This window comes from Thermococcus sp. LS2 (assembly GCF_012027375.1).
GTDB lineage: Archaea > Methanobacteriota_B > Thermococci > Thermococcales > Thermococcaceae > Thermococcus_B.
The window spans coordinates 68,800-89,963 of sequence record NZ_SNUI01000008.1 but is presented as its reverse complement, the minus strand read 5'-3'; the positions used below and the strand labels follow the sequence as shown (position 1 = coordinate 89,963).

Genomic DNA, 21,164 nt, shown 5'->3' with positions numbered 1-21,164 from the left:
CTATCTCTTTTTTGGTTTATACACTTGGAGATAAGAGTACTCGCCAATTTTTAAACTTTCTACTTGAATGAAGTATAATTTTGCCAATAGCTCAATTGCAGTTTTTCCCCAAATGTTAAACTTAACCCTGAAGTAATCATTAGGGCCTTGATATTCAAGAATGACGAATTTTTCATCTTTATCAACCAGCACTTTGCTAATCCAGTATTCCTCCCCAACTATATTACTCGATTTTAACATCGGAAGCATTTCCCTTAAGTCATTAAAGTGCAGTATGAACAATCCATCCTTACTCAAAACCCTACAAATCTCTTTAAAAACTTGGTTCAGCTCTGAAGGCGTAAAATGAACAACATTATCTCCAACAAACAAAACATAATCAAAAGAATGATCTTTGAAAGGTAACTTCTTTGCATCAGCTTGCACAAAGACAACATTAGAGCCTCTTTCTTTTTTATATTCCCGAGCTTTTTTAAGCATATCTTCATCTATATCTACACCAATAACTTCGAATCCATAATCTTCCAGTAAAAATGAAAACCCCCCAGCACCACATGCAAGGTCAAGAACCTTCCCTTTGTTAGCTAAAAACCTCATTAAATATGGTTCGAGTTCTTCAATTCTTTTCTTGTATTCCGGGGAATTGATATCCGAGTAAACCTTGAAAACTTGGTAGTATTTTCTAAAGCTCATGTTATTAAATTTGGCACGAATCCTTAAATATCTAACCTTTTATCCAAATTCAATAGAGATTAATGGAACAATAGGATTAACCACAAACGAAGTCCAAAGAAGCCGCTGAAAGGAAGTCTATACTCCCCAATGGAATTGTAAATAGAATGTATGAAAACATTGTTGAGACATCAAAATCTCGATTATGTTTTAATTAAGGAGAAGGAAAAGCTTAAGATTTTCGAAAAACTCCACGTTTAGGCTTACATTAGCTTTTTAACCTCTTCTTGTAAATTTTTTATGGTGATGCTAATGGAATTCAATCTTATCATAGCTGGTGTTGGAGGTCAGGGAGGATTAACTCTTTCAAGGATAATTGGAAGTGCCGCAATGCATGAAGGATATAGAGTTAGAATAGGAGAAACACTTGGCATGAGCCAGCGTTATGGGAGCGTTCTCTCATATCTGCGCTTTGGTGAAGATGTTTATTCTCCTCTTATTGAAGAAGGCGAAGCTGATTTAATGCTAGCTTTGGAGCCGGCAGAAGCTTTAAGAAATGCACGCTTCTTAAGCAAAAAGAGCTATGCTATTGTCAATGCATATCCGATACACACAGCAACTACACTTGTAGGAAAAGAGAGATACCCAGATTTAGGTGAAATAAAAGAAGCGCTCTCAAAGATTTGTCCAACTGACATGCTCAACTTCCAAGAGGTGGCTGATAAAATAAATCCAAGGACTCTAGGGGTTGTGATGCTCGGTTATGCTTATGGGAAAGGCCTTATTCCTCTCAAGAAAGAAAGCTTAAAGGAAGGAATAAAAGAGACACTCAAAGAAAAACTTTGGGATATCAACTTTAGGGCTCTTGAAGAAGGCATAAACTTGGCCCGCTGATTTTGCTCTTCTCACAATCTTTATATATGATACTCAATCTATATAGACACTGACTGCCAATAATCTCAATATTGATGAGTATTGTGAAGATATTTATAAAACGAGGGTATTCTTAGGGTGGTAGAGATGGAGTTTAGAAAAATTCAGTTTACCGGCAGGAGTTCGTACATAATCTCTCTTCCAAAAAAATGGATTAAGGAAAATAACTTGAAGCAGGGGGACGTCGTGCCACTGGTCATAAATCCCGATGGCTCAATAATAATATTCCCTAAAGAACCCAAAGAAATCAGTGAAAAGAAAGAGCTGGTAATTTCAGAGGAATATTCACCAGATATGGCAGTGAGGTTGATCATCTCAGCGTACATTCAAGGGTATGACGTTCTAGAAGTCAAATTTACAAAAGAGCTTCCTCATTATAAGGTCAAAATTAGAAAGATAATCCAAAGCCTTCCGGGAGTAGAGATAATACTTGATGAGCCCACGAGAATAGTGGGAAAAAGCTTGCTTGCTGATGAGGAAATAAATCTCAGGGAGATTTTGGAGAGGATAAACTCGATAATAGTATCAATGCTTGAAGACTTGTACTTCATGAAGAAGTCTCATACAAAGGAATTGATTAGAGATATCAATGATCTCGAAAACGAGCTTGACAGATTTTATTTCCTTACAATTAGAGCGGTTAACAAAATACTATCTAAACGGAGCCTATCTGAGGAAAGCGGTATTGTCAAGAGGAGTTTCGATCTAATTGGCATTCTCTTCCTAGTCCGCAACATTGAAAGAATTGGAGACCACATAATCAGAATTGCCGAGAACTTTGACGACGACATTGAGGTTGAGTACATAAAAGAGATGTACATTGAAATGCTCAGCCAGATAACCAAGAGAGACCTGAAGAAAATAGATTCCCTCATGCTCGCTTTAAAGGAAAAAATCAGACAGATTGACTATAAGAAATCAATCGCAATGGACAGCTACCGCAGAATTCTCGAATATCTGGAGAATATAGGCGAGACAATAATCAACATGGCATTGAGCTGAACATCTTCCCGCTTCCACAATTTTTTTAACATTCTTAAACTCATTAAATAGCGGTGGTTTTGATGGTTGCGATTATTGTTCATGGGGGAGCTGGGACTATCAAAAAGGAAGAGAGGATTCCAAAGGTCATTGAAGGTGTGAAAGAGGCAGTTTTAGCAGGCTGGAGAGAGCTTAAGAGAGGCTCAGCATTAGATGCTGTTGAAGAAGCTGTTAAAGCTCTAGAAGATAATCCAATCTTTAATGCTGGCACAGGAAGCGTTCTAACGCTTGATGGCAGGGTTGAAATGGATGCTGCAATTATGAGGGGCAAAACCCTTGATGCTGGAGCTGTTGCTGGCATATGGGGAGTTAAAAATCCAATAAGTGTCGCAAGAAAAGTTATGGAAAAGACCGACCACGTTCTTTTGGTTGGCGAAGGAGCTGTAAAATTCGCTCGCATAATGGGTTTTGAAGAATACGATCCAACGACTGAAGAGAGGAGGGAGCAATGGAAGAAGCTCAGGGAAAAGCTCCTAAAGGAAGGCACAATTCCACACTGGAAGAAAATCAGTGGGCTAATCAAAGAGTATCCCGAAGTTCTAAGAAGCACAGTTGGTGCTGTTGCTTTTGATGGAGAAGAAGTAGTTGCAGGAACCTCGACAGGAGGAGTCTTCTTGAAAATGTTTGGAAGAGTTGGTGATACCCCAATAATCGGTGCTGGAACTTATGCTAATGAATTTGCTGGAGCATCTTGCACTGGGCTTGGAGAAGTTGCCATAAAGCTTTCCCTAGCAAAGACTGCAGTTGATTTTGTCAGGCTTGGATTAAGCGCACAAAAAGCGAGTGAAGCAGCGATTGAACTAGCAACCAAGCACTTTGGAAAAGACACCATGGGAATAATCATGATTGACCGCGAGGGAAACGTTGGATTTGCAAAGAATACAAAGCATATGAGCGTTGCATATTTGAAAGATGGAATGAATGAGCCATTTGCAGGGATATGATATGGTGCTGAAAGATTTCCCGAGAGACATTTGGCTGCTCCATTTCTCGACGTTTTTCTTCTTCCTCGGCATTGCGTTAGTCTCACCCCTGATTTCTCCCTTGGCAATTTTACTAGGCGCAACCCCGCTCATAGTTGGCTCAATAGCCTCAATTTCTTCCATAGTTGCTTTATTTCTGAAGCCTTTTGGCGGACTTCTTGGAGATAGAGGCTGGAAGTTCCAGGTCATGATGCTCGGCAGTCTATTGGGTGCAGTTGCGGGAGTTTTGTATGTGCTCTCCGTCTACCTTGGGAATCTGGCCCTGTTTGCGGTTGGGAGAGGAATTCATGGCTTTGGAATGGCATTATTCTTCCCCTCATCTCTTGCAACGGCAATTGAGCTGGCTCCAAAAGGCAGGGTTGGAGAAACCCTCGGCTGGCGTGGAATGATGTTCTCTTTGAGCAATCTAATTGGTCCCGCAGTTGGCGGTTTTGTCGCTGAGTACTTAGGATTTCAGGTGGCTTTCACTTTTACAATAATTCTGTCCTTGATTGCAGTAGGCTTTGTATCAATAGCATATAAAGCCGATAAGAACAAAACCCACCAGAAAAAGACAGAAACTCATGAAGATGCTTCCTATCGTTTGTTGCTGAATCCTTTCTTCGTTGCTGCAAGCTTAGCACTCTTTTTGCTTTCCCTCGCGTACAGCGGAATGTTTACTTTCCTTCCAGCTTTATACAAGATTTTAGGCCTAGGAACAAGTGCCTTTGGAGTGTATGCAAGCATAATGGGTGGCTTCAGCTTGCTCACGAGAGTCTTTGGAGGGAGGGAAGCCGATAAGAGAGGCCCTTTACCAGTCGCAACTTTCGGATTTCTGCTGCTTTTATTGGCATATGTCTCGCTATCATTGAATCCAACTCCGCCTAAAGTTTACCTAAGTGCAGTTCCTCTTGGAATGGGCTTTGGCTTTGCAGTTCCCGCTCTCCAAATGATGGCACTTGCTAAGCTTCCACAGAAGATAAGGACATTTGGTTCGAGCATTTACACAATGTTCTTTGACCTTGGCTATTTATCTGGTCCTCTCATATTTGGCTACATCGCTCAATTGGAAGATAGCTATTGGGTTGTTTTCCCAATCCTTCCAGCTGTGATTTTAATAGCCGTGATTATTCTTCAGCTCCCAAGGTTTTTAAAGGAAAAAAGATAAGCGAAAATGGTGTAGCCTATGCTCATCAGAGTCTCATATGGGACAGCCATTGCAATGGGACTGATAAAAGCAAAAATGCTCGCAAGACCGACAACAGCTTATTTAATGGTCTATCATAATGGAAGGTGCATAAATAACTGCGCTTTCTGCCCTCAAGCAAGAGAGAGCAGAGCAGATTTAAATAAGCTCTCAAGGATAATATGGCCAGCTTTTGACCTTAAAACTGTCCTTGAAAAGCTGAAAAATGGGAAATTTGCAAGAATATGCCTGCAAACTGTTGATTATGACGGTTTGGAAGAAGATGTGCTGACCCTTCTTGGTGCCTTTTATCATCTAAATCTACCAATATCTCTTTCAATAACCCCCGTTGATAGGAGCTATCTTGAAAAGTTCAAGGAGCTGGGCGTTGATTATGTTGGTGTTGGATTAGATGTTGCTAGTGAGAGACTCTATAAAGAGATAAAGGACTCACTATACTCATGGAATGACATGTGGGAATTTGCTGATGAGATAATTGAAATATTTGGTAAAGGAAGGGCTTTCATCCATCTGATAATTGGGTTAGGGGAGACAGATAAGGAAGCAATTGAGACAATTCAGAGGGCATATGACATTGGGGCCGAAGTTTCCCTCTTTGCTTTCACTCCAATAAAAGGAACGAGGCTTGAAGATCACAAACCACCAGAGCTTATGAGATACAGGAAAATTCAAATTGCAAGGTATCTAATTCAGAAAAGGATAAAAAGAGCTGAGGACTTCAAATTTGATACGAAAGGAAATCTAGTTGATTTTGGAATGAGCAAAGACGAGCTTACAAAACTTCTCAGTGAAGAAGCATTTATGACTCACGGCTGTCCAGGATGCAACAGACCATACTACAACGAGAAGCCAAGTAAAGAGCCCTACAACTTTCCAATTCTTCCAGGAAGAGGATATTTAGAGGAAGTGACATCAAAGTTACTCTCGGAGTAATATGGTCAGGATTTCCTTAATCTCTGGGGTGCTGATTTCATCCAAATATTTTTCAATTTCTCTGTTCCCTTCGGCAATTGAAATTAGGGCTTTTACAAATGAGCACAGCTCTGGATTGCCTTCAATAAGCTTGCATGTTGGGGCCATGTTCTCTTTGAGACTATCAAGCAATCCACGCTGCTTGAGAATGAAGAGGATATCCCTCAGTCTCTTTGCACCCAAGATATATAAATCCCAGCTTGGAGCGTTGTACAGAGCCCTCAAAGCACACTTCACACAGCCTCTGTAGTTTTCTTCCTCAAAGAAGACCTCAGCCAGCTTGAAGCATGCTTCAAAGTAAATTCCGGGAAACTCATCTCTTGAGAGCTCCATTATTTCATCAAGCTTTTTCTTTGCTGTTTCAAGCTCTCCCCTATTTTCGGCTTCTAGAGCCTCTCTAAAAAGCTCAGCTATCTTACGCCTTTTCTCCCACACTTCAAACTTCTTCAAAAATCTCGGTCTCTCTCCCATCCCGCTTCGCCACATTATTAATATTTCATTACTCCTTATTATCTTTTTCTCCCCTACTCTCAAGCCAAGCTTCGTAGAACTTATTCCAAATCTCATCAAAGTCCTTTTTGACTCTCCATCTTCTGCGAAAAGCATTTAACAAAACGGATATGTCCCTCTTTAGATATTCAAGGCTCTCAGGATACGCGGTTGGTAGATACTGAGGCCAGTCAATAATTAAGATATCATCGTTTTCCGTCAGAACTATGTTGAACTCGCTCATGTCAGAATGAACAATCCCAAAGCGTACAATCTTGAGGTACTCTTCCAAAACCTTGTTAAGTATTTCTTCAGCCTCCTCTCTTGTCAAATCATCATCCCTAAGCTCGCTCAGCTCAACTCCTTCAATGAACTCCATCACTATGGCATGTCTGTTCCATGCTACAGGCTTTGGAACTTTTGCTATAGGAGAAAGCAATTGCAAAGCCTCATACTCTCTCTCGGCAACTAAACGTGAAATGTAAAGCCAGCTTATGTGGTGTTTGTCAATAAAATCTCTTCTGTAGAGCTTAATTCTGGTAAAGCTCGTCCTCCCAATGCGGTTGAACTTAACCGCAACTTTCTCTCCTTGAGGAGTTATTCCAACATAAACATCAGCCTCTTTCCCAACACCAATCTGCGTCTGGCTTATCGCTTCAATCACACCCTTCTTTGCAAAAGCCCTAATAGCCAGAGCATCGTAACCGTGAATGGTGAGCTGATAACCAATATAGCCGATATCACTCCTTCTCCTTACAAGCATCCAGTTATCGAGCCTTCCTAAACGGTATGAAGCAGTTTCAACATCAGTCCTAGCAAATTTTGCAATATCCTCCAATGGAACCCACTGATGGTAGCGCATATTTAGCTCTACCCCTCTCAATATTCGGAAATCTATGTCTTTAAGGTTGTGATAAACTTCAAGTGCTATTAGTTTGCTGACCATTTTCGCTCAAATGTAAATCCGATTTGGGTTTATAATTTTGTTGGCTTATCCAGAGCAGAAGTCATACGCATAATAAGCTGTTCCTTTATACCGCTTAATGCCCTCTGCCAGAACGAAGTCAACTCTAACCTCCACGGGATAATTAAAAGCGCATATTGGAGTCACGAGATACTCAAAGGTCAGTGTTCCTTCTCCAATAAGTCCTAAATTGCTGAACTCTGCCTCATTAATTGTGTATCCACTCTCTATGTCTTTTCTTATCCTAACGTTGTCCCAAGGTCCTCCTTCTGGAAAGAGCATATACACAGTGCCATCTCCCCAGCTTTTGATGATTATTTTGAGATATTCCAAGTTAGTGCTTCCAGAATGCGTTATGGATACTTCAAGGTTTCCAGACTTCCCAGCAAGAACATCAACATCAGCCATCCATTCACCTTTCCAGTAAAACTTCTCGGTTTCCCAATTATCGAATTTTCTTAGCTCATTGGAATAACCATAAACTTTCAGCTCTTTAGGAACGCTCAAGTATGCAAGTGAGATGATCATTACAAGGAGTACAATAACCGGAAGCCTTCTATCAACTCGTTCTATGATCTCATCAAAATCCATAGGGCACCAAAATTACTACCCAGAATTAGATTTAAACCTTTTGGACAAACAAATTTTTAAACGCTTAACTCTTTATCTAAAAGCATGCGGAAGAAACTTTTACTGCTCCTTTCCCTCGGCTGGATATTCAACTATGCCCACAGAATGGCTATCCCACCCCTCATTCCTATAATCAAAGCGGAGCTTGGAATTAACAACGCCCAAGCAGGACTTCTGATGACTTCTCTCCTCTTACCTTACGCTCTAATCCAAGTTCCCGCTGGATACTTAGGAGACAAACTTGGAAGAAAAAAGCTTGTTGTAGTCAGCATTCTCGGCTATTCCCTTGCAAGCGCTTTCATAATTTTTGCAAAAGACTACTGGGAATTGTTAAGCATAAGAGCCCTTTACGGTATCTTTGCGGGCCTTTATTATGCTCCAGCAACGGCTCTAATTAGCGACATTTACAAAGAAAGAAAAGGCACAGCTCTTGGTGTTTTTATGGTTGGTCCTCCAATAGGAAGTGGAATCGCACCTTTAATTGTTGTTCCTATTGCACTAACTCTAGAGTGGAGATATGCATTTTTGGTTCTCTCCATTATGAGTGCAATAATAGGCATTGCTTTACTCATTTCAATAAATGGAGAAGTTCACAAAGTCAAACATGCAAGGCTTAGGATTCCAAAGCACGTAATTGGACTGAGCATTATGAATTTCATCGTCTTAGCTGCATTCTTTGGCATGCTCACTTTTCTCCCAGATTTCTTCGTAAACAAAGGAAGGAGTTTAGGGGAGGCATCACTGTATTTCTCCGTTCTCTCAATAGTTGGCATTATAGGCTCCTTAAGCGGTGGAGCAGTTTATGACAAGCTTAAAGAAAAAAGCTTAATTTTGTCCCTTGTTTTTAACGCGTTTCTTTCATTTCTGCTGGCAAAAACTGCCCTACCATTGATAATTCCAATTCTTGGCCTGTTTTTCTATTCAGTTGGACCAATAGTTACGGCATACACGGCTGAGCAAGCAACAGAAGAAAACAAGGGATCGGTGATGGGTTTTGTAAACATGATGGGATTCTTCGGGGCAACTCTTGGTCCATACCTTCTGGGAGCGTCAATTGACAGATTGAGCTATGAGAGAGCCTTTTACTTAATCCCTCTGATGTATTTAATCGCATTGAGTATAATTGGAATAGAAAAGGGAAAAGTCATCCGTACATAACTTCGTGCATAGCTATCTGCTGAGCTAACCTCTGCTCCGAGCCTATGACCTTCTCAATAGCCTTTATGAAATCTTCATGAGTTACGTACTCTCTTCTCTCTCTAATAGCGAACATTCCAGCTTCGGTTGCTATTGCCTTCAGGTCAGCACCGCTTGCACCTTCTGTTATCTCCGCTATTGCTCTTAGATCAACGCCTTTAAGGTTCATCTTCCTTGTGTGAACTTTAAGTATTTCCAGTCTTCCTTCAAAGTTGGGCAATGGAACTTCAATGAGCCTGTCAAATCTACCCGGTCTGAGTAATGCTGGATCTAAAATATCCGGCCTGTTGGTTGCTGCTATAACCTTAACGTTACCCCTTGGGTCAAACCCATCAAGCTCAGCTAAAAGTTGCATGAGAGTTCTGTTGACTTCCCTTTCTCCACCTGTTGTCTCCTCCAATCTTTTAGCACCAATCGCATCAATTTCATCAATGAAGATTATTGTCGGAGCTTTTTCTTTTGCTAATTCAAAGAGCTCATGAACTAATCTAGCTCCTTCTCCAATGTACTTTCTCACGAGCTCACTGCCAACAACTCTAATGAATGTTGCATTCACTTCATGCGCCAATGCTTTAGCCATTAATGTCTTTCCACATCCTGGTGGACCATAGAGCAATACTCCTTTTGGAGGATCTATTCCAACCTTCTCGAAAAGCTCTGGGTGTTTAAGTGGAAGTTCTACTGCCTCTCTAAGTTCTTGGAGTTGCTTTTTCAGACCACCAATGTCGCTATACGTAACGTTTGGCCTTTCAATTACTTCAAATCCAAGAACTGATGGATCCTTTGGTGATGGCAATATTTCAACAACTGCCATAGTTCTCTGATCAAGTGCTACTCTACTCCCTGGTTTGAGCTTTTCTTTCTCAATCCATGGTGCTATTCTGACCACAAACCTTGGACCGTTGTAGTTCTGGACTATCGCTCTGTCATCATCAAGGAGTTCGAGAAGGGTTCCAGCGAATGCTGGAGGTTGCCTTAACCTCGACATCTCCATCCTTAAGCGTGAGAGCTCCCTCTCCAGTCTCTCCTTATCTGCCTCAAGTGTTCTCACTTGGAGTTCAAGCTGTCTTATACGTCTCTTTAGGTAGATGATATAATCATCATACTCATCATGAGATTTAATTTCCACATCATTAATGTCGCTCATAATTTGATCCCCCCATAATTAACTCTGCAAGAAGAACTTTTAACTCTATCTAAGATTACCATCATTAGACTCTCCTGACTCTCACTTTCTCGCGTTCTTTATAAAGTTTTGGTATAACGTAATACCCAGCTGGTCATCTAAACTTACCATTTCCCTGTAGATACTAAACATTACTCGAAATCCTTATTAACAATAAACGCGTATATTGTAATGCTTAATCAGGAGGGAGGGTTTAATGAGAGTAGAAATCAAGCTCAAACCTAGAGATAATGGAACAATTCTCCCGTTTAATTATAACTATGATATCTACAACCAGCTTATTCAGAAAATTGCTCTTATCTCTTCAGAACTTGCGAGACTCCTGGAAACTGCCCATGTGGATTACTTCACATTCTCAAGGATTATGGTTAGAAAAAGAGAGCTAATTCCTGACAAAGGCATCAGAATTCTCTCCGATGAAGTGTGCTTATACATATCCTCTTCTGTCGCTGATGTTATAAAATCCATAGTCGAGGGCTTCATTGAAAACCCAATACTCCATATTGGGGACTCCGTTTTCATTATGGATAGAGTTAAAGTCCTTAGAGAACCAAAAATAAAAGACGGCACATTGTTTTCCACCCTCAGTCCAATAATGGTTAGAACAGTGAAGCTTGACGGAAATAAAATGAAAATCTGGGACTTGTATCCAAATGAAGATCTGTTCCATGATAAGCTGAGAAAGATAATGCTGATGCGCTTTTCTGAAATAGAAGGAAGAATGCCGGAAGAAAAAGAATTCAAAATAGAGGTTATAAAGCACAAGCCCGTAAGAATCAAAGTCAAAGATTCCTATTTCCGCGGTTCTCTCATGGTTTTTCGTTATTATGGCTCAAGGGAAATAGCAAAATTCGGTTATGAAAACGGATTTGGAGAAAAAACAAAATACGGATTTGGTATGGTTAAGGTAATTGATGAAGAAGAAGCACAACGAAGCCAAGAATGACCTCAATTGCCCAGACAATTGCAACAAGTTCGTACTCTTTTACTCTCTTTATCCTCATTATCAATCCCAAAAAGCTCAGATATGGTGGTGCTTTTAATGTGCCGTCTTCCAAAATTTCTGTTTTTCCTAGTGGGCGCCCTTTAAACCTTATTTTTGTTTTAAGCAAGAAATCAAGTGCATGAGGAATTAGAAGAATTGCAGCAAAAAGCTCTACTTTTCCAAGTATTCCCACCAATCCTATCAAAGCCCCCAAGCTTAAAGTCCCAGTGTCTCCCGGAAAAACCCTTGCAGGATACTTATTCCACCATAAAAATCCAAGAGCAACCGCAAAGCTCACAAAGGCTAATATCTGGGCATCACCTGAAGTAACTAACCCCAGGAAGAGCAGAGCTATCGCTGAAGTTCCAACTTCAAGCCCATTGAAGCCTGCAAGCATGTTAACTAAGTTTGCAGAACCAGTGACAAATAAGACAGCGAATAGGTAGTACAGCATTTTCAAATTAACTGTGAAAATAAGTAAATCGATCTCCTTATTTACATCCAAACTCAAAAGGGGCAAAGAAACTAATAAAGACAGCAAAACTTTATGTGACTGCTTGAGATTAGTTAAATCATCAAGAATCCCAACCAATCCAAAGAGTAGGAATATTAACAGAGCTTTTGAGAGATCACCATCCAAAGCGGGTATCAGAGCCAATGGTAGAGATATTAGAATTGTAATTCCTCCCATCTCAGCAACTTCCGGCTTGTGCAGCTTGTGTATGTCCTTTCCCACTATTCCAGCTTTCTTCATAAGATTCGCTACATAGGGAGTTAAAACCAATGAGAGGGATAACCCTATAAATACCAATACCCAAATCATCTTTAATCCCAAAGAAATGAGTGAAAAGACAAAATAAATTCTTCGGTGATTTCAATGGACATAAAGTTAGCAATCTTTGACTTGGACGGAACACTCATAGGTGCCCCCACATCTTTTGCAGAGATTAAAGAAAAACTGAAGGAAGAACTCCTTGAGATTGGAATTCCCAAGGAAATTATAGGTGATCTAACGCCTATGTATGAGAGTCTATTCAGAATTGCTGAGGAAACTGGAAGAGACGTCAATGAGTTAAAAAAATTGCTTGAAGATTTGGAAGTCCAAAGGGTCGACGAAAGCTTTCTATTCGAAGGCACAAAAGAAGTTTTGGAGTTCTTAAAGAGCCAAGGAATAAAATTAGCAATCATGACAAGGAACTGCAGGAAAGCAACTCTCAAAGCTTTAGAAATGCACGAAATAAGAGACTACTTCGAGTTAATTCTCACACGGGATGATGTCTCTTGGAGAGAAGTTAAGCCAAATGAAATGCATATTAAAAGAATCCTTGGACATTTCAAAGTTTCTCCTACAAAAGCCGTCGTTATTGGTGACCACGGATATGACATTATCCCAGCAAAGAGAGTTGGAGCTTTAAGCATTCTGATAACGGAGCATAAAAGCGGAAGAATGAGCTTCTCTGTTGAAGAAAAAGCTGACTTTGAAGTTCCAACCATGAAAGAACTTTTATCTCTCTTTCACAGGATTTTAAATGCCTATGTTGTTGTTCCAGCATACAATGAAGAACTTACTATTGGGAAAGTTCTAGATGACCTCCTGATGTACTTCAAGCCGAAGCATATAATTGTAGTTAATGATGGGAGCAGGGACAGAACAGAAAAAATAGCAAAAAGTAAAGGCGTCAGAGTTCTAACACACCTCGTTAACAGAGGGCTTGGAGGGGCACTTGGAACAGGGATAACATTTGCTCTCAAAAAAGGAGCAGAGCTTATAATAACTTTTGACGCAGATGGACAACATTTAGTTAAGGATGCACTTAGGGTTATGAAGCCTGTAGCTGAAGGAAAAGCTGATTTAGCTATCGGTTCGAGACTTAAAGGAGATGTAAGCCAGATGCCCCTCATAAAGCGCTTTGGAAACTTTGTTCTCGATACAATAACAGCGGTTTTTGCTGGTAAATACGTCAGCGATTCCCAAAGTGGATTAAGATGCTTTAATAAAGAGTGTGCCTCTAAAATTAAAATAACATGCGACCGATATGCAGTTTCAAGTGAAATAATAATTGAAGCAAGCAAGAAAGGGTGCAGGATTGTGGAAGTCCCAATCAAAGCTGTTTATACTGAATATGCTATGAAGAAAGGAACAAATGTGTTTGAGGGCATTAAAATTGCTCTAAACTTGCTCTTTGATAAATTGAGGTGATGAGAATGTTAGCAGTTCAATATATAGCACTTGTAGTTATAGGTAGTCTGATGCTTTATGTTCTGAGTAAATATGGCAAGAAAGAATTTGACTGGAAAGACTTGCTCTTTTGGGAATCTCTGCTTGTAATAATGCTGATAATTGCCCTTAAGCCAATAGAGATTTCACTTGAGATAAAACGGATTCTTGGACTTGGCAGGGGTTTGGATTCTCTCTTTGTAGTAGCAATTGGGATAAGCTACTTACTGATATTCAGAGTTTATCTTGCAGTTGATAAGGCAGAAAGAGAAATAACAGAGCTTACAAGAAAGCTTGCAATAGAGTTAAGGGAAATTAATGAGAAGTTAGAAGAAATAAAGAAAAAAGGCTAATCTTTCTCACAAAACTCATCTCCAAACAGCTCCTCTAAGAACGCCTTAACTCTCTCCTTAGAAAGCTTAAACTGTCTAATTTTTATCATGCCCTTTTCTTGGGCCTCCTTAAGCAGAATTTCCGTTGCTTGATTGGGGTACATATCCTCATAAACAATTTCTTTTATCCCTGCATTTACTAAGAGCTTAAAGCAAGTATCGCACGGAAAGTGGGTAACGTAAAGAGTAGCCCCTTCAAGGCTTATTCCCTTTCTTGCCGCCATTGCTATGACGTTCTGCTCGGCATGAACTGCTCTGTGGCAGTGTCCATCAACTATCAAACAGCCAACGTCAATACAGTGATCCATACCCCTTGGAGCTCCGTTATAGCCTGTTGCGAGGATGTAGCCATCCTTAACAGCAACTGCACCAACCCTCAGTCTCGGACAAGTGGCTCTAAGTGAAACAAGCTTTGCTATCAGCATGAAGTATTCATCCTTTGTGGGGCGGATTTTCTTTATTCTTTCTGCTTTTTCTCTATCGAGAATGATCTCAACCGTCACAATCCCACCCATGGAAAAATTAAAGATTGCTTTTAAAGAATTTTTGGAAACTAAAGCTATCACTTAAGGGTATCCCTAAACGCCCTTCCTTCAATCTCCGCAATGATCTTCCATATTCTCTCGTCGTAGCTCGGATGAGTGGCCATAAAGCTCTTCTTCTGCTTTCTTTCAATATTTGGTTCAATTCCGGGCAAAGCTGATGCTCTAACATTTATCCTCAAGTCTTCATAGTATTTGAGTTCTTCAAGCGCTTCTTTAAGTGAGAATGGCCTATCCAACAGATAGAGAGCAGTTTCATCTGCTTTGAACTCCCTTTCTTTGAGGAATTTGACTCTCTCAATCTCGTAGAGAACATATAAACCTAAAGATGCAAGCACAGCTATCGTCGTGTGAACAAACACAATAATTACAGCGCTCAAGAAAAGCATCAGATACCTGCCATATGCCATTAACGGGAAGAGTATTGTATCTCCATTTTTTATATGCCCAATCTCGTGAGCAGCAACACCTAGAATCTGATCTTCATCAAGGACTTCAAACAAACCTAATGAGAGGACTATGGAGTTTCCAAATGAATAGGCGTTGGGAATGTAATCATCAAGAATGTAAACATAGGGCATGCCTATTCCAGCTTTTTTTGCCATCCTCGCAATGCCGTCATAAAGCCAAGGCATCTCTTCCCACTGAAGCTTTGAGTAATCCCTTGTGAGAGAATGCCTTGTTATCCAGATATAAGTCAGAAACAAAAATGCAATGGTGCCTAATATAACAACTAACCCCAACTTACCGAGATAGAATAGTGTAATGAGGAGCTGGGCTAATATAATAAGCTTCAACATCTAAATCACTTCTTTATTTTCGAAAGGTATGCAAATGTCGCCTCTTTGAAATTGTTCATTAATGCGTTCAGTATTGTCTCAACAATCCTCTTTTCAAATTCCTCTCTAGTTGTTGTTACGCTGTATACGTATCTCATTCCACCCCTGCCAGTCTCAACGCTCCTCTTCAAAAGTCCACGCTCGCAGAGGCGGTTCATTAGTATGCTGACTGTTGAGCGTCTCATGTCTGGGTGCTTCTTCTTCATGTGCTCATAAACCTCTCCAGCCGTAGCTACCTTTACCTTCCACATATACTCCATAATCTCCGCTTCTAGTGGTGGCAGAACAGCTTTGAGTCCTTCCTCATTAAGCTTGAATTCATGAGGCTCCATTCTTTATCACTCTCCCAAAAAGTATTTCTCGATAAATATAAATAAACTTTGTGTTTATATAGGTGAGTCAGAATTCTTTGTCATTCTGACAATTTGACAAATCCAGTGCTAAGAAAAAGTTATAAAGCCCGCAAGATTAACTTCGTGAGGGTCGTCATGAGGATAGTCTTTGATATCGGAGGTTCTGTTCTCGTTCCTGACAAGCCTGACATTGATTTTATCAAAAAGATCGCTTACCAGCTCGTCAAGATAAGCGAAGACCACGAGGTTGCTGTTGTAGTCGGAGGAGGAAGAGTCTCAAGAGATTACATCAATGCAGCGAAGACATTCACACCAAACGAGACATTCAAGGATTACATAGGGATCCATATCACGAGAGCAAATGCAATGCTCCTCATAGCAGCGCTTGGAGAAAAAGCGTATCCATTCGTTGTTCAAGACTTTAGAAAGGCTTGGGAAGTCATACAGCTCAAAAAGATACCGATCATGGGAGGAACTCATCCAGGACATACGACTGATGCAGTCGCTGCTCTCTTGGCTGAATATCTGCAAGCAGATTTGCTCGTTGTGATTACAAATGTTGACGGCGTTTATGACAGTGACCCAAGAGAAAATCCAAACGCCAAAAAGCTGAGAAAGATCACCACTGCTCAGCTCGTCGAAATTGCCATGCAGGGAGAAAGCAAAGCTGGAGGAAGCAGCGTAGTTGATGCCCTGGCAGCAAAGTTTATCCAGAGAGGGAAGATCAAGACATATGTCGTTGGTAAGGAAGATGCCGTAAAGCTGTTTGATGTTGTCCGAGGAAATCATAACGGGACAATCGTTGAGCCCGAGGATTAAATTTTCTTTTTTACCTCGATTTTTGATAAAACTTTTATAGTTTCTGGATCAGGCTGTTCTTCTTCATGTTATTCACGATATTTGGCTACGCTCTCATCTACTGGTTAATCAGAAACTACACAAGCTTTGGAGAAGTCTATTCCTCAATAACTGGAGAGCAAATCAAGGGCTTTCTGGCACTTCTCTACTACAGCCTCGTAACCTTTACAACCTTAGGTTACGGCGATATGCATCCAACAGGCGGGCTTAAAGCTCTAAGTGTAATAGAAGCCCTCACTGGCGCAGTCTTCATGGCACTTATCGTTGCAGTCATCGCAAGAAAGTGGATGCGCTGAATAGATTTTTATACCTCCCCTTCAATCTTTTCTTTGGTGATAATGATGAGAATCGTTGTCATTGGTTCTGGAACCGCTGGGAGCAACTTCGCGCTTTTTGCAAGAAAACTTGACAGAAAGGCTGGGATTATTGTCATCGGGAAGGAAAAGACCATGCAGTATTCCCCATGTGCCTTACCCTTCGTTCTTAGCGGGAAAATTCCAGAGCTTGAGGATATAGTTGTCTTTCCAAACAGCTTTTATGAGAAGCAGAAAATTCAGCTGATGCTTGAGACAGAGGCAAAAGAAATTGACAGAGAAAGGAAAGTTGTAGTAACAGACAAAGGAGAAGTTCCCTACGATAAGCTCATCCTTGCAACGGGTTCAAAAGCTTTCGTACCTCCAATAAAAGGAGTTGAAAACGAAGGTGTCTTTACACTCAAAAGCATAGATGACGTGAGAAAAATCAAAGCCTACATCGAGGAGAAAAAGCCGAAGAAAGCTGTTGTTATCGGTGCTGGTCTTATAGGGTTGGAGGGCGCTGTAGCATTTAGAGAGCTTGGCATGGAGGTTCTAGTTGTAGAGCTTTTAGAACATTTGCTGCCAACTATGCTCGATAAGGATATGGCAAGAATTGTGCAGCAGTACTTAGAAGAGAAAGGCATAAGCTTTAGATTCGGTGTTGGAGTAAGCGAGATAATTGGAAGCCCAGTCAAAGCTGTCAAGATTGGAGACGAAGAAATCGAGGCGGATCTCGTTCTTGTAGCTACTGGAGTTAGAGCCAACGTCGATTTAGCCAAAAAAGCAGGTCTCGAAGTCAATAAAGGAATAGTTGTAAACGAGTATCTACAAACCAGCGACCCAGACATTTACGCTATAGGAGACTGTGCGGAGGTCTTTGATGCAGTAACAGGTCAGAGAACCTTAAGCCAGCTCGGTACAACTGCTGTGAGGATGGCAAAGGTTGCTGCTGAGAATGTCTTCGGCAAAAACGTGAAGTTCAAGTCCGTGTTCAACACGGCAATAACAGAGCTGTTTGATCTCGAAATTGGAACCTTCGGAATGACAGAAGAGAGAGCTAAAAGAGAGGGCATAAATGTTGTCATTGGAAAGTTCAAGGGTTCAACGAAGCCAGAGTATTATCCAGGAGGGAAGCCAATTCACGTTAAGCTGATTTTCAGAAAAGAGGATAGAAGACTTATTGGAGCCCAGATAGTCGGTGGCGAGAGAGTTTGGGGCAGAATAATGACTCTTTCTGCTTTAGCACAGAAAAATGCCACAGTTGAGGACATCGTTTACCTTGAAACTGCCTACGCTCCGCCAATAAGCCCGACCATTGATCCAATAACCGTTGCAGCAGAGATTGCCTTAAGGAGATTTAAGTGATTTCCCCTTCTTTTTACACTCTCTTCTGGTGAACCTTCAATGGGGGACATCTACATCCACAACGGCAAATTCACAGAAGAACGTAAAGGCAAGCTGTTCTTAGATAGTAGGAGAAGGGTTAAGCTGAGTAAGCTGATGAGCTATATCCTTAGACACTCACCTTGGGAGTTTAATCTTGAGCCTGATGAAATGGGATTTGTGGAATTGAACGAATTCATTAGGGCTCTTAGGGATGTTTATCCTTGGGTGAGTGGAGAGCATGTAAAGGCTGTAGTTGAGCTCGATCCAAAAGGACGCTTTGAGATTAGGGGAGATAAAATTAGAGCCCGCTATGGGCACAGCTTTGAAGTTCTCCTTGATCACGAAGAAGACAAAGAGTCAAAAACCCTTTACCATGGAACTCCAAGAAAAAATCTAGCTAAGATTCTGAAGGAAGGACTGAAGCCGATGAAAAGGAAGTTTGTTCATTTGACAAAAAGCAAAAGAGAAGCTTATGAAACAGGTCTTAGGCATGGAAAAGACGTTGTTGTTCTAATCATAGACGCTGATTGCTTGAGAAGGAAGGGTTACAAAATCTATAAGGCTGGGAAGAATGTTAGAATCGTTAAATTTGTGCCAAAGGAATGCATAATCTTTTATGAATAAAAAAGTTGTCATGATGCCAAAATTTTGAGAGAAACTCTTAATTAGACAAAACACGTTCAGCTCTAGTGGTATTCCGCAATGTCCATGAAATACCGAGATTCTTTCTGATTATCCACTTATGCGGTGGTCCCAATGGAGTTCAATAAGCTCAAAGACCTGTCAAAAATTTGGCACGATTATGGGACTATCTCAGTTAAAGGTAATTTCGTAGACTGTTCTCTGGGGGTTAATCCATTTGGATGCTCGCCGAAAGTTTTGGAGGTTTTTAAAAATATCAGTCTTGAAGAAATCTCTAATTACCCCAAAAGAGACGATGAGCTTAAGAAGGCAATTGAAGAATACTGGAACCATGAAGTAGTTACGGAGGAGATTTTTCTTGGTACTGGCTCAATGGGGTGCCTTCAAAAGATCAACAAGCTTCTGAGAGAAGGTTCTGTGGTTTTGGGGTACTCTCCCCAGTTTGTTCCATACATAAACGATGCGGTTGCAAATGGGGCGATTTACGAGTATGTGCCTCTAAAACAAGAGAAAAACTTTGAAATAGACGTTGGTGAAATTATAAATGCATTGAATGATAAAACAGCTTTCATTTATGTTGACAATCCAAACAACCCTACTGGACAGGCTATAAGGCTCAAAGACTTAGAAGAACTCGTTGAAGAAGCTGAGAGGAAAAATGCTATCGTGATAGTTGATGAAGCCTATGGCGAATTCATGCCAATGAAAAACTCTGCAATAAATTTAAACTATGAAAATCTCATTGTTGTTAGGTCTTTTTCAAAGGGTTTTGGCTTAGCGGGGCTTAGAATAGGATATTGCATAGTTAAAGGAAAAGCTTTGAGAGAACTTATAGCTAAGGTTGATACTCCGTTCTCAGTTACTTCACTTTCAGCAAAAGCCGCAATAGAAGCATTAGAGGATAGAAATTTTGTGAAAAAGACAGTTAAAGAGATCAGAAAAAGAAAGGTCACGCTTCTCAGAGCTTTAAAGAGGGAATTCCATATTGCTAAAACAAGCGATGATACACCAATATTTCTCTGCGGTGGAAAAGAAGATACACATGCTTATTTTCTTGAGAGAGGAATACTAACAGTCCCAGGGAATGAATTCATAAATCTAGACAACTCGTATGTCAGAATAAGGGTTCCTAAAAATGTTGAGGAATTTTTGAGGAGGCTACTCTTTGTCTGAAATCATGAACATCAAAAGCAGGGCTATTCCAAGGGGAACCAAAGTCGAGAGAAACATGAACCTAAAGCTAATTCCAGCCAAGTAACCTCCTAACATAGGGCCAATGACCCAACCGAGGCTCATCATGGTATTCAGAAGTCCCATCGCCTGGGCCTTTTCACTTGCCTTAACCTTTAATGCTACATATGTTGAAGCGGAGCTGAGGGTCATTGACCACTTAACCCCAGACAATATGCAGACTACAACCATAAGCTTGAGGCTTGTGGCAAAGGTATAACCAACGAAAACAGCCATATAGCCAATAATTGACAAAACGTAGAAAAGCTTTGCCCCATATCTGTCTATCAGCTTTCCGATAAAAACTGCACTCGCAGCAGCAGCTAAAGAGTCTATCCCAAAAAGGATTCCAACCCATCTTTCTCCAAAAAGCTCACCGAAATAAACCGATAAAACAGAATACACTTCTCCCGACGCTATCATTATCAAAAGCATCGAAATGTAGAAGATCCTTAAATTTCCATGCATCAGTCTTTTAAAAGCCGCCCCCTCAAAGGCAACTCTGTCGCTTTCTCTTGCCTCTTGAACTGCTATTATGCCGAAGTCCCTCTTTTTAGGTCTCTGCTTTTCGCTTATCATCAGAACAAACAGCGTTCCAAGGGTGGCAAATAAGAAAGCGGCAAAAAACGCCCCCTTAATTCCAAAATATTCGACGATAAAGCTCCCAAGGAAGTTTCCAAGCATGTAGCCAGCATTTTCGACCGAGCTAAAAAACCCAAAAGCTGAGCCGACCTTAGTTGAAAGCTCCGAGATTAAAGCTGAATGAGCAGGCATCATGGCTGAAGTTAAAGCTCCTTGGAGAGTTCTCAAAGTTAAAAGCAGAATTGGTGAAGAGACCAGTGCCATGAAAACATAAATCAAGCCCGAAGAAAAGACACCAAAGGCTATGAAAGGCTTTCTCTTTCTAGTTTTATCTGAGAGATATCCAAATGGGTACTGAAAGACTGTCGAGGTCATATTGAACACTACACTCAAGAGACCAACGAAGAGCATCGTTCCTCCGATTATCCTCATGTAAACGCTCAGATAAGGGAATGCTATGCCCCAAGAGACATTGGCAAAGAACATTCCAATAGCAAATAGCACAATATTTCTTCTCTTCTTCCGCTTTGTGTTAAATTTGCCCACTCTTTCTCTTAGCGCTTGTATCACTGTCTTTTCCCTCTTCAT

At 40.7% G+C, this 21,164-nt stretch carries 24 protein-coding genes; 14 read left to right on the top strand and 10 right to left on the bottom strand.

What is annotated here, in order from left to right; all coding sequences use genetic code 11:
- A complete protein-coding gene (locus E3E24_RS10340; protein ID WP_167885849.1) occupies positions 1 to 693 on the bottom strand; it encodes a class I SAM-dependent methyltransferase in 693 nt (230 codons plus the stop codon).
- A gap of 291 nt (positions 694 to 984) precedes the next feature.
- Here E3E24_RS10340 and E3E24_RS10335 point away from each other — a divergent pair, with 291 nt between their 5' ends.
- The 5 genes from E3E24_RS10335 to E3E24_RS10315 all read left to right on the top strand — a co-directional run bounded on the left by E3E24_RS10335 (position 985) and on the right by E3E24_RS10315 (position 5,748).
- A complete protein-coding gene (locus E3E24_RS10335) occupies positions 985 to 1,566 on the top strand; it encodes an indolepyruvate oxidoreductase subunit beta (protein WP_167915984.1) in 582 nt (193 codons plus the stop codon).
- A gap of 126 nt (positions 1,567 to 1,692) precedes the next feature.
- Positions 1,693 to 2,607, top strand: coding sequence for a phosphate uptake regulator PhoU (locus E3E24_RS10330; RefSeq protein WP_167885851.1), 915 nt, complete (start codon positions 1,693 to 1,695; stop codon positions 2,605 to 2,607).
- A 62-nt stretch (positions 2,608 to 2,669) separates the two neighbouring features.
- On the top strand, positions 2,670 to 3,590 hold the full coding sequence (locus tag E3E24_RS10325) for an isoaspartyl peptidase/L-asparaginase family protein (protein ID WP_167885852.1): 921 nt from the start codon (positions 2,670 to 2,672) through the stop codon (positions 3,588 to 3,590).
- A complete protein-coding gene (locus E3E24_RS10320; protein ID WP_240912156.1) occupies positions 3,568 to 4,776 on the top strand; it encodes an MFS transporter in 1,209 nt (402 codons plus the stop codon). The genes E3E24_RS10325 and E3E24_RS10320 overlap by 23 nt, the downstream gene beginning before the upstream one ends.
- A gap of 18 nt (positions 4,777 to 4,794) precedes the next feature.
- Complete coding sequence (locus E3E24_RS10315) at positions 4,795 to 5,748, top strand: radical SAM protein (RefSeq protein ID WP_167885853.1); 954 nt, start codon at positions 4,795 to 4,797, stop codon at positions 5,746 to 5,748.
- Here E3E24_RS10315 and E3E24_RS10310 read toward each other — a convergent pair.
- From E3E24_RS10310 to E3E24_RS10300, 3 genes are read right to left on the bottom strand one after another with little or no spacing between them, the layout of a single operon-like run.
- Positions 5,734 to 6,258, bottom strand: coding sequence for a hypothetical protein (locus E3E24_RS10310; protein WP_167885854.1), 525 nt, complete (start codon positions 6,256 to 6,258; stop codon positions 5,734 to 5,736). The two genes, E3E24_RS10315 and E3E24_RS10310, sit on opposite strands and share 15 nt — an antisense overlap.
- Before the next feature lie 28 nt (positions 6,259 to 6,286).
- The gene (locus tag E3E24_RS10305; protein WP_167885855.1) at positions 6,287 to 7,222 is read right to left on the bottom strand and encodes a serine/threonine-protein kinase RIO2; all 936 of its coding nucleotides are present in this window, start codon (positions 7,220 to 7,222) and stop codon (positions 6,287 to 6,289) included.
- Between the two features lie 45 nt (positions 7,223 to 7,267).
- The gene (locus E3E24_RS10300; protein WP_167885856.1) at positions 7,268 to 7,831 is read right to left on the bottom strand and encodes a hypothetical protein; all 564 of its coding nucleotides are present in this window, start codon (positions 7,829 to 7,831) and stop codon (positions 7,268 to 7,270) included.
- A gap of 84 nt (positions 7,832 to 7,915) precedes the next feature.
- Here E3E24_RS10300 and E3E24_RS10295 point away from each other — a divergent pair, with 84 nt between their 5' ends.
- On the top strand, positions 7,916 to 9,028 hold the full coding sequence (locus E3E24_RS10295; RefSeq protein ID WP_167885857.1) for an MFS transporter: 1,113 nt from the start codon (positions 7,916 to 7,918) through the stop codon (positions 9,026 to 9,028).
- Here E3E24_RS10295 and E3E24_RS10290 read toward each other — a convergent pair.
- Positions 9,015 to 10,214 carry a proteasome-activating nucleotidase gene (locus tag E3E24_RS10290; RefSeq protein WP_167885858.1) on the bottom strand — a complete coding sequence of 400 codons (1,200 nt, stop codon included), beginning with the start codon at positions 10,212 to 10,214 and terminating at the stop codon, positions 9,015 to 9,017. The two genes, E3E24_RS10295 and E3E24_RS10290, sit on opposite strands and share 14 nt — an antisense overlap.
- 235 nt (positions 10,215 to 10,449) lie before the next feature.
- Here E3E24_RS10290 and cas6 point away from each other — a divergent pair, with 235 nt between their 5' ends.
- Positions 10,450 to 11,199 (top strand): CRISPR-associated endoribonuclease Cas6, encoded by a 750-nt coding sequence (cas6, locus tag E3E24_RS10285; protein ID WP_167885859.1) that lies wholly within the window; start codon positions 10,450 to 10,452, stop codon positions 11,197 to 11,199.
- On the opposite strand, the gene E3E24_RS10280 is transcribed toward cas6, so the two are convergent.
- Positions 11,156 to 12,061, bottom strand: a complete 906-nt coding sequence (locus tag E3E24_RS10280; protein WP_167885860.1) for a glycosyltransferase 4 family protein — start codon at positions 12,059 to 12,061, stop codon at positions 11,156 to 11,158. The genes cas6 and E3E24_RS10280 overlap by 44 nt on opposite strands.
- Before the next feature lie 54 nt (positions 12,062 to 12,115).
- Here E3E24_RS10280 and E3E24_RS10275 point away from each other — a divergent pair, with 54 nt between their 5' ends.
- Positions 12,116 to 13,438, top strand: a complete 1,323-nt coding sequence (locus E3E24_RS10275) for an HAD hydrolase-like protein (RefSeq protein ID WP_167885861.1) — start codon at positions 12,116 to 12,118, stop codon at positions 13,436 to 13,438.
- Between the two features lie 5 nt (positions 13,439 to 13,443).
- A complete protein-coding gene (locus E3E24_RS10270; protein ID WP_167886057.1) occupies positions 13,444 to 13,809 on the top strand; it encodes a DUF2304 domain-containing protein in 366 nt (121 codons plus the stop codon).
- Here the strand turns inward: E3E24_RS10270 and E3E24_RS10265 are convergent.
- The 3 genes from E3E24_RS10265 to E3E24_RS10255 are packed head-to-tail and all read right to left on the bottom strand — an operon-like array spanning position 13,806 to position 15,561.
- A complete protein-coding gene (locus E3E24_RS10265; RefSeq protein ID WP_167885862.1) occupies positions 13,806 to 14,351 on the bottom strand; it encodes a cytidine/deoxycytidylate deaminase family protein in 546 nt (181 codons plus the stop codon). The genes E3E24_RS10270 and E3E24_RS10265 overlap by 4 nt on opposite strands.
- A gap of 59 nt (positions 14,352 to 14,410) precedes the next feature.
- Complete coding sequence (locus tag E3E24_RS10260; protein ID WP_167885863.1) at positions 14,411 to 15,190, bottom strand: M48 family metallopeptidase; 780 nt, start codon at positions 15,188 to 15,190, stop codon at positions 14,411 to 14,413.
- 5 nt (positions 15,191 to 15,195) lie between these two features.
- Positions 15,196 to 15,561: a BlaI/MecI/CopY family transcriptional regulator gene (locus E3E24_RS10255; protein ID WP_167885864.1), complete on the bottom strand. Its 366-nt coding sequence runs from the start codon at positions 15,559 to 15,561 to the stop codon at positions 15,196 to 15,198.
- 156 nt (positions 15,562 to 15,717) lie between these two features.
- Between E3E24_RS10255 and pyrH the strand changes: the two genes are divergently transcribed.
- The 5 genes from pyrH to E3E24_RS10230 all read left to right on the top strand — a co-directional run bounded on the left by pyrH (position 15,718) and on the right by E3E24_RS10230 (position 19,937).
- Positions 15,718 to 16,401 (top strand): UMP kinase, encoded by a 684-nt coding sequence (gene pyrH, locus E3E24_RS10250; protein WP_167886058.1) that lies wholly within the window; start codon positions 15,718 to 15,720, stop codon positions 16,399 to 16,401.
- A gap of 65 nt (positions 16,402 to 16,466) precedes the next feature.
- Positions 16,467 to 16,736, top strand: a complete 270-nt coding sequence (locus E3E24_RS10245; RefSeq protein ID WP_167885865.1) for a potassium channel family protein — start codon at positions 16,467 to 16,469, stop codon at positions 16,734 to 16,736.
- A gap of 45 nt (positions 16,737 to 16,781) precedes the next feature.
- The gene (locus tag E3E24_RS10240; RefSeq protein ID WP_167886059.1) at positions 16,782 to 18,101 is read left to right on the top strand and encodes an NAD(P)/FAD-dependent oxidoreductase; all 1,320 of its coding nucleotides are present in this window, start codon (positions 16,782 to 16,784) and stop codon (positions 18,099 to 18,101) included.
- A gap of 39 nt (positions 18,102 to 18,140) precedes the next feature.
- Positions 18,141 to 18,746 carry an RNA 2'-phosphotransferase gene (locus E3E24_RS10235; protein WP_167885866.1) on the top strand — a complete coding sequence of 202 codons (606 nt, stop codon included), beginning with the start codon at positions 18,141 to 18,143 and terminating at the stop codon, positions 18,744 to 18,746.
- 132 nt (positions 18,747 to 18,878) lie between these two features.
- Complete coding sequence (locus E3E24_RS10230; RefSeq protein ID WP_167885867.1) at positions 18,879 to 19,937, top strand: histidinol-phosphate transaminase; 1,059 nt, start codon at positions 18,879 to 18,881, stop codon at positions 19,935 to 19,937.
- On the opposite strand, the gene E3E24_RS10225 is transcribed toward E3E24_RS10230, so the two are convergent.
- Positions 19,923 to 21,164 carry an MFS transporter gene (locus E3E24_RS10225; RefSeq protein ID WP_167885868.1) on the bottom strand — a complete coding sequence of 414 codons (1,242 nt, stop codon included), beginning with the start codon at positions 21,162 to 21,164 and terminating at the stop codon, positions 19,923 to 19,925. The genes E3E24_RS10230 and E3E24_RS10225 overlap by 15 nt on opposite strands.

Excerpts from the sequence above, each read along its gene's own strand:
- E3E24_RS10340 (WP_167885849.1), bottom strand. The coding sequence starts at position 693 with ATGAGCTTTAGAAAATACTACCAAGTTTTCAAGGTTTACTCGGATATC.
- E3E24_RS10335 (WP_167915984.1), top strand. The coding sequence starts at position 985 with ATGGAATTCAATCTTATCATAGCTGGTGTTGGAGGTCAGGGAGGATTA.
- E3E24_RS10330 (WP_167885851.1), top strand. The coding sequence starts at position 1,693 with ATGGAGTTTAGAAAAATTCAGTTTACCGGCAGGAGTTCGTACATAATC.
- E3E24_RS10325 (WP_167885852.1), top strand. The coding sequence starts at position 2,670 with ATGGTTGCGATTATTGTTCATGGGGGAGCTGGGACTATCAAAAAGGAA.
- E3E24_RS10320 (WP_240912156.1), top strand. The coding sequence starts at position 3,568 with ATGAGCCATTTGCAGGGATATGATATGGTGCTGAAAGATTTCCCGAGA.
- E3E24_RS10315 (WP_167885853.1), top strand. The coding sequence starts at position 4,795 with ATGCTCATCAGAGTCTCATATGGGACAGCCATTGCAATGGGACTGATA.
- E3E24_RS10310 (WP_167885854.1), bottom strand. The coding sequence starts at position 6,258 with ATGGGAGAGAGACCGAGATTTTTGAAGAAGTTTGAAGTGTGGGAGAAA.
- E3E24_RS10305 (WP_167885855.1), bottom strand. The coding sequence starts at position 7,222 with ATGGTCAGCAAACTAATAGCACTTGAAGTTTATCACAACCTTAAAGAC.
- E3E24_RS10300 (WP_167885856.1), bottom strand. The coding sequence starts at position 7,831 with ATGGATTTTGATGAGATCATAGAACGAGTTGATAGAAGGCTTCCGGTT.
- E3E24_RS10295 (WP_167885857.1), top strand. The coding sequence starts at position 7,916 with ATGCGGAAGAAACTTTTACTGCTCCTTTCCCTCGGCTGGATATTCAAC.
- E3E24_RS10290 (WP_167885858.1), bottom strand. The coding sequence starts at position 10,214 with ATGAGCGACATTAATGATGTGGAAATTAAATCTCATGATGAGTATGAT.
- cas6 (WP_167885859.1), top strand. The coding sequence starts at position 10,450 with ATGAGAGTAGAAATCAAGCTCAAACCTAGAGATAATGGAACAATTCTC.
- E3E24_RS10280 (WP_167885860.1), bottom strand. The coding sequence starts at position 12,061 with ATGATTTGGGTATTGGTATTTATAGGGTTATCCCTCTCATTGGTTTTA.
- E3E24_RS10275 (WP_167885861.1), top strand. The coding sequence starts at position 12,116 with ATGGACATAAAGTTAGCAATCTTTGACTTGGACGGAACACTCATAGGT.
- E3E24_RS10270 (WP_167886057.1), top strand. The coding sequence starts at position 13,444 with ATGTTAGCAGTTCAATATATAGCACTTGTAGTTATAGGTAGTCTGATG.
- E3E24_RS10260 (WP_167885863.1), bottom strand. The coding sequence starts at position 15,190 with ATGTTGAAGCTTATTATATTAGCCCAGCTCCTCATTACACTATTCTAT.
- E3E24_RS10255 (WP_167885864.1), bottom strand. The coding sequence starts at position 15,561 with ATGGAGCCTCATGAATTCAAGCTTAATGAGGAAGGACTCAAAGCTGTT.
- pyrH (WP_167886058.1), top strand. The coding sequence starts at position 15,718 with ATGAGGATAGTCTTTGATATCGGAGGTTCTGTTCTCGTTCCTGACAAG.
- E3E24_RS10245 (WP_167885865.1), top strand. The coding sequence starts at position 16,467 with ATGTTATTCACGATATTTGGCTACGCTCTCATCTACTGGTTAATCAGA.
- E3E24_RS10240 (WP_167886059.1), top strand. The coding sequence starts at position 16,782 with ATGAGAATCGTTGTCATTGGTTCTGGAACCGCTGGGAGCAACTTCGCG.
- E3E24_RS10235 (WP_167885866.1), top strand. The coding sequence starts at position 18,141 with ATGGGGGACATCTACATCCACAACGGCAAATTCACAGAAGAACGTAAA.
- E3E24_RS10230 (WP_167885867.1), top strand. The coding sequence starts at position 18,879 with ATGGAGTTCAATAAGCTCAAAGACCTGTCAAAAATTTGGCACGATTAT.
- E3E24_RS10225 (WP_167885868.1), bottom strand. The coding sequence starts at position 21,164 with ATGAAGAGGGAAAAGACAGTGATACAAGCGCTAAGAGAAAGAGTGGGC.